The sequence below is a fragment of the Mediterraneibacter agrestimuris genome (assembly GCF_943193195.1).
In the GTDB taxonomy this organism is placed as follows: domain Bacteria; phylum Bacillota; class Clostridia; order Lachnospirales; family Lachnospiraceae; genus Schaedlerella; species Schaedlerella agrestimuris.
Genome location: NZ_CALPDG010000072.1, coordinates 1 through 10,238, shown reverse-complemented (window position 1 = coordinate 10,238; position 10,238 = coordinate 1). Strand labels below are relative to the sequence as shown.

At 41.6% G+C, this 10,238-nt stretch carries 8 protein-coding genes and 2 tRNA genes; 1 reads left to right on the top strand and 9 read right to left on the bottom strand.

Going from position 1 to position 10,238, the window contains the following annotated elements; all coding sequences use genetic code 11:
• Nucleotides 1–1,124 precede the first annotated feature (1,124 nt).
• Nucleotides 1,125–2,369 carry a tyrosine-type recombinase/integrase gene (locus NFS18_RS18225; protein WP_251392851.1) on the top strand — a complete coding sequence of 415 codons (1,245 nt, stop codon included), beginning with the start codon at nucleotides 1,125–1,127 and terminating at the stop codon, nucleotides 2,367–2,369.
• 276 nt (nucleotides 2,370–2,645) lie between these two features.
• Here the strand turns inward: NFS18_RS18225 and NFS18_RS18220 are convergent.
• From NFS18_RS18220 to NFS18_RS18180, 9 genes are all read right to left on the bottom strand, one after another.
• A tRNA-Pro gene (locus tag NFS18_RS18220) sits at nucleotides 2,646–2,719 on the bottom strand.
• A 34-nt stretch (nucleotides 2,720–2,753) separates the two neighbouring features.
• Nucleotides 2,754–2,825: transfer RNA gene (locus NFS18_RS18215), tRNA-Gln, on the bottom strand.
• A gap of 136 nt (nucleotides 2,826–2,961) precedes the next feature.
• A complete protein-coding gene (dapF, locus tag NFS18_RS18210) occupies nucleotides 2,962–3,795 on the bottom strand; it encodes a diaminopimelate epimerase (protein WP_251392849.1) in 834 nt (277 codons plus the stop codon).
• Between the two features lie 66 nt (nucleotides 3,796–3,861).
• Nucleotides 3,862–5,184, bottom strand: a complete 1,323-nt coding sequence (locus NFS18_RS18205) for an ATP-binding protein (RefSeq protein ID WP_251392847.1) — start codon at nucleotides 5,182–5,184, stop codon at nucleotides 3,862–3,864.
• Nucleotides 5,184–5,912 (bottom strand): LytR/AlgR family response regulator transcription factor, encoded by a 729-nt coding sequence (locus NFS18_RS18200; RefSeq protein ID WP_251392844.1) that lies wholly within the window; start codon nucleotides 5,910–5,912, stop codon nucleotides 5,184–5,186. Before NFS18_RS18200 ends, NFS18_RS18205 begins: the two co-directional genes overlap by 1 nt.
• A gap of 59 nt (nucleotides 5,913–5,971) precedes the next feature.
• The gene (gene dapF, locus NFS18_RS18195) at nucleotides 5,972–6,829 is read right to left on the bottom strand and encodes a diaminopimelate epimerase (RefSeq protein ID WP_251392842.1); all 858 of its coding nucleotides are present in this window, start codon (nucleotides 6,827–6,829) and stop codon (nucleotides 5,972–5,974) included.
• A gap of 117 nt (nucleotides 6,830–6,946) precedes the next feature.
• A complete protein-coding gene (locus NFS18_RS18190; protein ID WP_251392840.1) occupies nucleotides 6,947–8,581 on the bottom strand; it encodes a Na/Pi cotransporter family protein in 1,635 nt (544 codons plus the stop codon).
• A gap of 66 nt (nucleotides 8,582–8,647) precedes the next feature.
• Nucleotides 8,648–9,004 carry a SpoVA/SpoVAEb family sporulation membrane protein gene (locus NFS18_RS18185; protein WP_251392836.1) on the bottom strand — a complete coding sequence of 119 codons (357 nt, stop codon included), beginning with the start codon at nucleotides 9,002–9,004 and terminating at the stop codon, nucleotides 8,648–8,650.
• A 78-nt stretch (nucleotides 9,005–9,082) separates the two neighbouring features.
• Nucleotides 9,083–10,132: a stage V sporulation protein AD gene (locus NFS18_RS18180; RefSeq protein ID WP_251392835.1), complete on the bottom strand. Its 1,050-nt coding sequence runs from the start codon at nucleotides 10,130–10,132 to the stop codon at nucleotides 9,083–9,085.
• Nucleotides 10,133–10,238 lie beyond the last annotated feature (106 nt).

Below are 10,238 nucleotides of genomic sequence, written 5' to 3'. Positions count from 1 at the left end.
AACAGATAACCCTGTTCGAATACTTTAAAATAGCGGATTGTGGGGCATGAGGAATTAAAAAATGGGGAAACTCAAAAAAAAGAAATGTATCTTGCAATTAAAATTTGCATATGCTATAATGCCAATAGGCAAAAGGATATGACAGTTCCATGTGAACAAAAAACGAATCCCCAGATCGTATGGCAGTACTGTCTGGGGATTCTTCTTTTCTTTTATAGTGGTAAAGCACCCACTAGGCTATTCGTTGTCCTTTCGGTCACTGTCAAGCCATTTGATGATGTAGTGGCAGGCTACACCAGCCGCAACAGCGACTATAAAAGATATGACAAACTCCATGCAAACACCTCCTCCCGTTGCCGGGTGTAGGTTGGACAACATAAGAAGTATAACACATCATCTAATATTGTTCTATCTTTTTCTTAAAAGATAAAACAATCAGGATTGTGATTGCCATAATCCGATGCTCGCTATTACAGTGGACTATCATTCTGAAAAAGCTTATTTTTTATTTTGTCCTTATTTGGTTTCATTCTTATTGTAACGATTTTTAAACACAAAAAATAGCGCCCCGGTCTGGTAAACTAGGCGCTATTTCTTAATAACACTATTTGCCAGCGGTCAGGTGTGCTCTGACCAACGGCTCCCTTGTTAAGTATATTATAACAAATTAGTATCAAATGTCAATCACTTCAATTTCAACTTAAACTTTGTACCGAATTTCGGTACGCTATATTTTAATACACTTTATCAATAATATATTTACCAGGAAAGCTGGGGGACGTGCTGCACCCACTCTGAGCCTGTCGGAGGTGGTGCTATATGCGTACATATGAAAAATTACAACTTATAGTTTCCGTAGCGTTACTCATTGTTGCAATACTGACTTATACACATAAAAAATAGCCGTCCCAACCATGGCAAGTTGACGGCTATTTTTTAATAACTAGTTTATTCGCCAGAGTGGGGAGGTAGTAGCTCCCTTCCAGCTTTCCTGTTAAGTATATTATAGCAAATTCAGCTTGAATGTCAATGATTCTAATTTAAGTTTAGACTATGTACCGGAATCCGGTACACTGTATTTGTATATATGCACCTTGAATTGTTTATCTTTAAGGAGAGTACAAATGAGTATACAAGAAAAACAACTATCTAAAAACGGAAAATCTGTAACATATTACTATCCAGTCATATCCACCTACCGAATCAATAAAAAGAAAACACCTCTCTGGGGACCCGGATATCTACGCAAAACCGAAGCCAAACGCAAGGAGCAAAATATGCAACTCCGTTTGGATGAACTGCTGCGGCACGATGTAACTTTATATAAAAATCTTGATATCGGTAAAATTCTTACTAGTGATATACCAATCCAAAAGTTATTACGAACAATTCCAACCAGCAGTGAATTTAAAGCATTGCGGAACCGCTGGCTGGAAACCAGAATTACAAAGGATATTAATACGGCAGAACGTGATGAAACATATTGCAGTATTTACCTTTCGGTCTTCGATGATATGAAAATTGAAAACATTGATGCTGAGATGGTTCAGAAATGGGTAAACCTGTTGACACAGAAATATGCCCCCAAAACTGTCAACCTTGCTTTCAACCTATTATCGCAGATTATGGATTATGCAATCAGCCCTCTGCATATCCTTGAAGAAAATCCCTGCAGAGAAAACATTGCGCGTCCTGTAAATAAAACCAAGGGGATTGACTCCCAAAAGTATTGGTCTGAAGATGAACTGAAACATTTTATCACCCACCCTTATACCAAAGAAGACTCTTATTATTTTATGTATGTTGTAAACTCTACCTTCGGAATGCGGCCGGGCGAAGTCTGCGGAATCAGCGTTTATGATCTGACCCTTTCCGGTGACACTAATCTGATCACGCTGAACCATGGTCTTGATAAAAAGAACAGACTTACAGATTTAAAAAATTCCGGTGCACAAAGAACGTTACGGATTCCAGATTCGTTGATACAGCTTTTCAAGGATCAAATTTGCAAAAGCGACCTTTTGCGTTCTCCAAATGATAATTACCGTTTTTTATTTTTATTGAATGACGGATCATCTATCAATCCGGATACATATTGCCAGCATTTCCAAAGACTCATTGCCCGGATTAATGCTGCATCCCCGAAAATGCAGTTAAAGCCAATCACACCTTATGGATTACGGCACACATTTGCCACATTATCACTTTTAAAAGGTGTACATATCAAAGCTGTTGCTGAAGCAATGGGAGATGCCGTAGAAACTGTAATGAGGAACTACGCACATATTCTTGAGCAAATGACAAATAACTCTCTGGAATTAATGTCTGCAATCACTATACCTGACGCCAGTGTATCAGAAGAACAGTAAGAATCTTTCTAAGAATCATATTCCAAAATGAAGAACATAATCATTTTTCATTGTGGAATGATTGATTTTATTACAATTCGACTATTTTTCATTATATTTTAGTATTCTTATCTATCTCCCACTATCATACAATATATATTTTTCCACTTTTTTATGTATTCGATTATCATACATAATCTTTCATTAATAAAAAATTCTTAGGTAAAAACAATCATATAACGAAACAAGGGACTGCGAAACCTCGCAATCCCTTGTCTTTACTGACTTATTCACCAATCGGAGTGACAGGATTTGAACCTGCGACCTCTACGTCCCGAACGTAGCGCTCTACCAAGCTGAGCCACACTCCGATAAAATAGGGAATCTGTTTTCCAGATTCCCAAGCTACGGAAAAGGGACTTGAACCCCTACTAACAGAGTCAGAGTCTGCTGTGCTGCCAATTACACCATTCCGCATTAGCTGTTGTTTTTGTGTGCTTGTCACACGCAACATGGTTATTATAACAGACTCACAAAAAAAATCAAGCCCTTTTTTTATTTTTATTCTTTAGATTTTATTTCGTTTTTTTTGACATTGTCTGAAAATTCAGTTTTAGTGATTCCACTCGCCTTCAAACACCACTTCCGCCGGACCTGTCATGTATACAATATTTTCTTTTCTCTCCCATTGAATCTGCAAATCCCCTCCCGGAAGGGTAACGGTCACTTCGTCTTCTGTCAGTCCATTCAGAATGCATGCTACTGCCACTGCACATGCTCCTGTGCCGCAGGCTCGTGTCTCTCCTGAACCTCGTTCCCACACCCGCATTTGTACATGTTTTCTGTCAATCACCTTCACAAATTCAGTGTTTACCCTGTTCGGAAAATATTCGTGGTTTTCAAACAGTGGACCTATCTTTTCTATATCTAGCCTTTCCAAATCTTCCATAAATACGACTGTATGCGGATTTCCCATTCCGACTCCTGTCATGCGATACTCGGTTTCCCCTGCCATAATCGGCACATCAATGGCATTTTCTCCTTTCAATGCTATCGGAATTCCTTCCGGCTTCAAAACCGGACTTCCCATATTGACACGTACCTGACGCACCTTACCGTCTTCTGCCATCAATTCCAGATATTTTATTCCTGCAAGTGTCTCTATAGAAATCTGTGTCTTGTCTGTCAGACCGTAATCATAGACATATTTCCCAACACATCGAATACCGTTCCCGCACATTTCTGACCGTGAGCCGTCTGCGTTGTACATCTCCATCTCAAAATCTGCTATATCTGAGGAATTAATCAAAATCAGCCCGTCAGAACCGATTCCCAAATGACGGTCACTGACCAAAACAGACATCTCTGATGCATTTTTCATTTTTTTATTTACACAGTTCACATATACATAATCATTTCCCAGTCCCTGCATTTTCGTAAATTTCATGTTCTAACCTCTCCATTACTATCAGTCCGCTCCGAAATACGGGCTGACTTATCATTGTTCCCGCTTCTAACAGTTCACCAGCACATTTACTGTAAACACTCCATCAGAATACTGCACTTTCAGCACGCCTTCATGATGTTGCACTATATGTGAAACTGATAACAGCCCGATTCCATATTCATTTCTTTTAGATGAAATAAACTTCTCCTGCTTCTCTATAATTGTATGGCTGTAAGAATTTTGTATACTGATGAAAAACATTTGTTTTTCCCTCTTCTCCAGTCTTGCACGGATATAACGTTCACCTTTCGTCTGCCGCCTGCAAGCCTCCAGAGCATTCTCCATTAAATTCCCAACCAGCACACACAGCTCTGTCTCTGTCAATTCCAGTTCCTGCGGAACAATTGCTTTCACATCTGTATGTATTCCCTCTTTTTCTGCCAACCCTGCAAAATATTTCAATATTGTATTCAAGGGGATATTTTCGCAGAACGGCCGTGCTTTATCCGCCGTTGTGCTGTCCAGATACTGCTGAATATGCTCCTGAATCTTACCACAATCTCTATCCTGCGCATACTGCTGTATCATCAGAAGAGAATGTCTGAAATCATGGCGGTTTCTTCTGTCATTGTCCATCTGTTTCTGAAGCGCAGCATACTGCTTGGCATATGCCCCAGATATCAGCTCTGACACCTCCAATTCATGCTCAACAAGGTTCCGTTCATATGTCATTCGCAGACTCCGCAGCACAAAATAGAATACTCCGATACTTCCTCCTGTCCAGATATATGGCAGCACATACATTGACGGATGCCAGATAAATCCCTGATTATAATAATCCGGACATCCGCAGATCCGATACATCACAAATACAAACAAAGGCAGAAGCCACATATATTTCCACATGAGATAATCCCGTGTACATGCAATCAATGGCTGTACTCCTTTTTTCAGCAGGGCATAAAAAAGCGGTACATAAAGAACAGTAAAAAGTGCTACCCAGCCCGCATATTCCCACTGCGTCACCTGTTCTGTACTCACTTGACCTTTATAAATCATTGATACAGACAATACAATATCATCTACCACACTTATCATGACTAATATTACAAATAAAGTTTGTGTTTTACTTAAATTTGTAAACAGGTTGATCAATAACCACTGAAAGACAACTGTGATGACAGAAGATATCAGCCTGCTAAATGCATATGTATCCATCCGCTCCACGGTCCCACCAGTCATAAATACAAAAAAAATCTGTAATGCAACAGCTATACTAAATCCAATCATAGGGGGAATCACTATATTTTCCCTGAAAATATACAGAAAGATACCGACAAGCGGTATCGTCTGTAATAAGGTGAAAGATAAAATCACCAGATAATTCATTATCTTCCTCCTCCGTTCATTTTATTGAATACATAGTCTGCATATCTCTGGCGCAGTTCAAGCTTATCCTGTCGCCGCATAGGAATCTGCTCATCATTACTCATAACAAAAACCTGAGACTCCATTCCCTGTACCTCATCCATATTGATGACAATATTGCGGTAGCAGCACAAAAACTGTTCATAACAAAGCTTGTCACACAACTCCCGAAACGGCATATAAGAACGAATAATCCTGTCTTTTGTATGAATCCGGATATAATGATTATCATAATCGCAATATATAATCTCGTTCAGCATCACACGCACCATAATCTTCTTCTCTTTAACTTCGATATAGCGCCGTTCCGCCTGCAGATTACTAAATATGGTATCCATCGTCTCCTCAAACTGTCCATATGCATACGGCTTCAACAAATATCCTACAGCCTTCACCAGATAGCCTTTGATGGCAAAATCCGGTGAAGTTGTGGAAAATATAACCGCCGCCTCGGAGTCTTTCTTCCGAAGCTGTTCCGCTATCTTTATTCCGTCTGCTTCCCCTTCTTTCATATAAATATCAAGAAACACCAGTGCATATTCTTTGGCCGCAAAACTTTTCAGAAATGCTTCTCCTGACTCAAAATCAACAGTCTCATAAGCCATTAGACGCTTTTCCATATACTGCTCGATGTACTTTCCTATAATGTCTCTATCTTCTGCTCTGTCATCAATCACTGCTATTTTCATTTGTATTATCTTTCTCCGAAAGAAAGCTCTTTCATTCCCTTCCCCTAATTATTACTTGTTTATAAAGCACGAAGCTTCTCTGCAAAATCGCTGCTTAGTGTTACTTTTGCAACATAGAATACATCCCCGGTCATATACACCTCCCAGTCTTCACCTATTTCTACCTGGAGTTCTCCCCCAGGCATCTGCACAATTACTTTGCTGCCTGTGGTACCTAGCTTATATGCAACCGCCGCAGCCGCGCAGGCTCCGGTTCCCGTTGCCATGGTATAACCGGCTCCGCGCTCAAAAGTCTCAATTGCAATATGACTGTTATCGATCACCTTCATAATCTCCGTATTGACACGCTCCGGAAAATATCTTGCAACTTCAGAAAAATTGCCTATTTTGCATACGAGAGGCTTGGAAATCTCACGCATAGGAATGACACAGTGCGGATTACCTACAGATACACAAGTTGCCGGATACAGTGTACTTCCAAACACCATATCTTCATTAATCACTTCTCTGCGCTCTCCTGTAACCGGAATCTCATCGCTCCAGAAGGATACCTTGCCCATGGAAACCCTAAGTCTGCTTCCATCCTCATTCAGGTAAGTAATCTCAACCGGTCCTCCGTCTGTCATTAAATCATATTTTTTCTTCTGCACATACCCTGAGTCCTTTAAATATTTTGCAAAAATGCGGACACCATTTCCACTCTTTTCAGCAACACTTCCATCAGGATTCCATATCTTCAATGACATCTGCTTTTCACCGATATACGGTCCTTCTAAAATTCCATCTGAGCCAAGTCCCATGTTACGGTTACAGAGCATTGCAACATTGTCTTTGTTCAGCTCCAGTTCATTCTTATTCGGGTCGAATACAAGATAATCGTTCCCCAGTCCGTGATATCGTTCCAATACAATTTTCACAATTTCTACCTCCGTCTGATAATATCTGTGTCAGTCTTTTATTATTATATCAAACAATTTCATTCTTGCATACCCACACCAGATATTTTTCAATTTACGGATATCAATTTTATTTTTTTACGCTGTTAATACTTCTTCAGCAATATTTCTGGAATGGTCAGAAATTCTTTCCAATGCTACCAGTGCATCCAGATATACAATCCCGGCGTCAGTGTTGCACTGGCTGTTTGCAAGACGCTGCATATGTCCGCTGCGGAGTTTAATTTCCAATTCATCCGCCTGGCTTTCCTTTTCGATAACCTTCATCGCCTTGCCTTTATCATTCTCTGCGAATGCTTCTATGGCATAACGGAAGCTTTCTGCGCAGACAACTGCCATTTCACGCAGTTCTTCCCTCCCCACTTCTGTGAAAACTGCTTTGCGCTCACTCAACGTCTCCGCAAACTCGGAAATATTTTCACAATAATCACTGATGCGTTCTATATCAGAAAGAGTCTGCAATACGCTTGCAACCTGATGATGTTCTTTTTCATTCAAGGCAAGGGTGCTTAGCTTAACAACATAATCAGTAATCCCCCGGCAAAGACTGTCAACCGTTGTCTCTTCCTCTTTGATTTCCATAATCTTCTGATAATCCTTTGTAAAAAGAACCTCGATTGCCTTCTCAGTAGAACGCAGTGTAATATTACCCATACGAGTCACTTCACTGATCGCTGACTCTAATGCAATTCCCGGAGTCTCCAGCATACGGTCGTCCAGAAGTACTCTGCTCTCGTCTTCTGACGTAGTATCTTCCTTCTCCAGTCTCATTGCCAGCTTGATGATCCAGTCTGAGAATGGGAACAGAAGGACAGTTGTTCCAATATTGAAAACCGTATGCACGGTACTGATCTGTGTCTGTGATATCATTCCCAATCCAGCTTCTACGAAGAACACCTTAAACAGAGCAATTGCCAGAATACTGAAAATAACAGTTCCGATAATATTGAACAAGAGGTGCATGATGGCTGCTGTCTTTGCATTTTTCTTGGCGCCAATACTGGACATAATAGCTGTCACACAAGTACCGATGTTCTGTCCCATAATAATGTAAACCGCCGCATTGAGCGGTACCAGTCCTGCAGCCGCAAGACTCTGCAGAATACCGACAGACGCAGAAGAACTCTGAATGACGGCTGTCACAAGCGCCCCTGCAATAATTCCAAGAAATGGATTATGTCCCAGTGTTACAAACAGATTCCTGAATGATTCAGATTCCTGAAGCGGCGCTACTGCGGATGACATTGTTGTAATTCCAACAAACAGTAAACCAAATCCGATAATAATGCTGGAGAGATCCTTTGTGGAACGACGGCTTCCGGTGAGCATCACAATGACACCTGCCATAATAGCAATCGGCGCCAGATTAGACGGGCTCAAAAACTTTGCCCACTCCACACTGGATACGAGCCATCCGGTTACGGTTGTACCGATATTGGCTCCCATAATCACTCCCATAGCCTGTGTCAGATTCATGATTCCTGCATTGACAAATCCAACAACCATAACTGTCGTTGCCGATGAACTCTGAATTACTGCTGTAATCAGTGCTCCCAGCATAACTCCCAGCAGTTTGTTTCTCGTAAGCGCCTCAAGAAGAGACTTCATTTTGCTTCCGGCTGCATTTTCCAGCCCCTGTGCCATAATCTGCATACCATAAATAAACATTCCCAGTCCCCCGACAAAGGGGATAATGATTCCAGCGTAACTCATAATACATTGCCTCCCTGCAAATTTCTTACTTTTTTACGATACCATTATCCCCTGCGAAAAACAACACTATTTTTTCATCTTTGGCTCAAAAATAAAGGATGCAATATATCCAAAAATAAGAGCCGCAGAAATCCCTACTGCACTTGCCTGAAAACCGCCCTGGAAAATTCCGAGAAATCCGCTCTTATCCACCGCTTCTTTGACTCCCTGCCACAGTGTATTTCCGAACCCCAGAAGCGGAACACTTGCTCCTGCACCCGCAAATTCTTGAAATGGCTTATAAACATTAACAAAGCCAAGCACAGCGCCGGCACATACAAGAAGTACCATCACCCGCCCCGGCATGAGTTTTGTCCGGTCCAGTAAGATTTGGACCAGAGCACAAATCAATCCGCCAATCCAAAAAGCATTGATATAATCCATAATCTGTCTCCCTTCATACGAGTATTTATTTTCACGAACTTATCATTCTGTTTGTTATGAGCGCTTAGTATGTGTACTTTAGCAGTGCTCAATCACAATTCCATGTGCGATCCCCGGCACGCTTGCCCCTTCATTAAAACTGACCGTTGACATCAATGCCCCTGTGGGGACAAACAGAATCCGCTTCCATTCTCCCTTTTTGACCTTTGGCAAAATATATGCTGCCAGAGTCACTGCCGCACAGCCACATCCGCTTCCTCCGGCGTGAGTATCCTGCGTCTTCTGGTCAAAGATCGTCATACCGCAATCCATGTGCTTCGTCTGAATATCATATCCTCTTTGTTTCACCAGATCGAACAAAATATCTTGTCCGACACAGCCCAAATCTCCAGTAATGATCCGGTCATAATCCTCTTCCTTCCGGTTGAAATCTTTGAAGTTCTGGACGATCGTATCACATGCAGCAGGTGCCATGCATGCTCCCATATTCTGAGAATCTTTTAACCCGTAATCCACAATCTTTCCCACCGTCACACCGCTGATACGAATATGGCTCTTTTCCGTCCCGACAAGAAAAGCTCCGCTTCCGGTCACTGTCCAGTGTGCCGATAATGGGCGTTGGCTGGCATATCCAAGAGGAAACCTGAATTCCTTTTCCGCACTTCCGAAATGACTGGACGTCACTGCCAGCATATATTCTCCATACCCTGCCGCTACACTCATAGAAGCAAGGGCAAGCGCCTCTCCGGACGTGGAACAAGCCCCATACAACCCGAACATAGGAATCTGTAATGCCTCCACCCCCATGGATGTGGCAATTCCCTGACGGAGCAAGTCCCCTCCGAAAATAAAGCGCACTTCTTCCGCCTCTTTATGTGCCTTTCCAAGAGCAAGTACGCATGCTTCTTTCTGCATATTGCTCTCCGCCTCTTCCCATGTATCTGCCCCAAATAAATTATCTTCATTTGCCATATCAAATAATTTTCCAAGGGGACCTTCTGACTCCTTACTTCCCACCACAGAACCTGCATTGATAATATAAGGAGATTTTGCAAATGCAATGCTCTGACATCCAAGAATCGTTCCAGCATTACTTGTATGATTGTCTGTACAAATTTTCTGTTCCAAATAGAATCCCTCACTTTATATATAAAATCGTAACAGTTCAGCCATAACAGCTCGAATTGGCTGCCAAGCATGCGACAAAAACGTCCAGTGGACGTTTTTTAGCGGT

What these genes read in the sequence shown, in the direction of transcription:
- NFS18_RS18190 (WP_251392840.1), bottom strand. Translation starts at nt 8,581, where the DNA reads ATGAGTTACGCTGGAATCATTATCCCCTTTGTCGGGGGACTGGGAATG.
- NFS18_RS18185 (WP_251392836.1), bottom strand. Translation starts at nt 9,004, where the DNA reads ATGGATTATATCAATGCTTTTTGGATTGGCGGATTGATTTGTGCTCTG.
- NFS18_RS18225 (WP_251392851.1), top strand. Translation starts at nt 1,125, where the DNA reads ATGAGTATACAAGAAAAACAACTATCTAAAAACGGAAAATCTGTAACA.
- NFS18_RS18205 (WP_251392847.1), bottom strand. Translation starts at nt 5,184, where the DNA reads ATGAATTATCTGGTGATTTTATCTTTCACCTTATTACAGACGATACCG.
- NFS18_RS18200 (WP_251392844.1), bottom strand. Translation starts at nt 5,912, where the DNA reads ATGAAAATAGCAGTGATTGATGACAGAGCAGAAGATAGAGACATTATA.
- dapF (WP_251392849.1), bottom strand. Translation starts at nt 3,795, where the DNA reads ATGAAATTTACGAAAATGCAGGGACTGGGAAATGATTATGTATATGTG.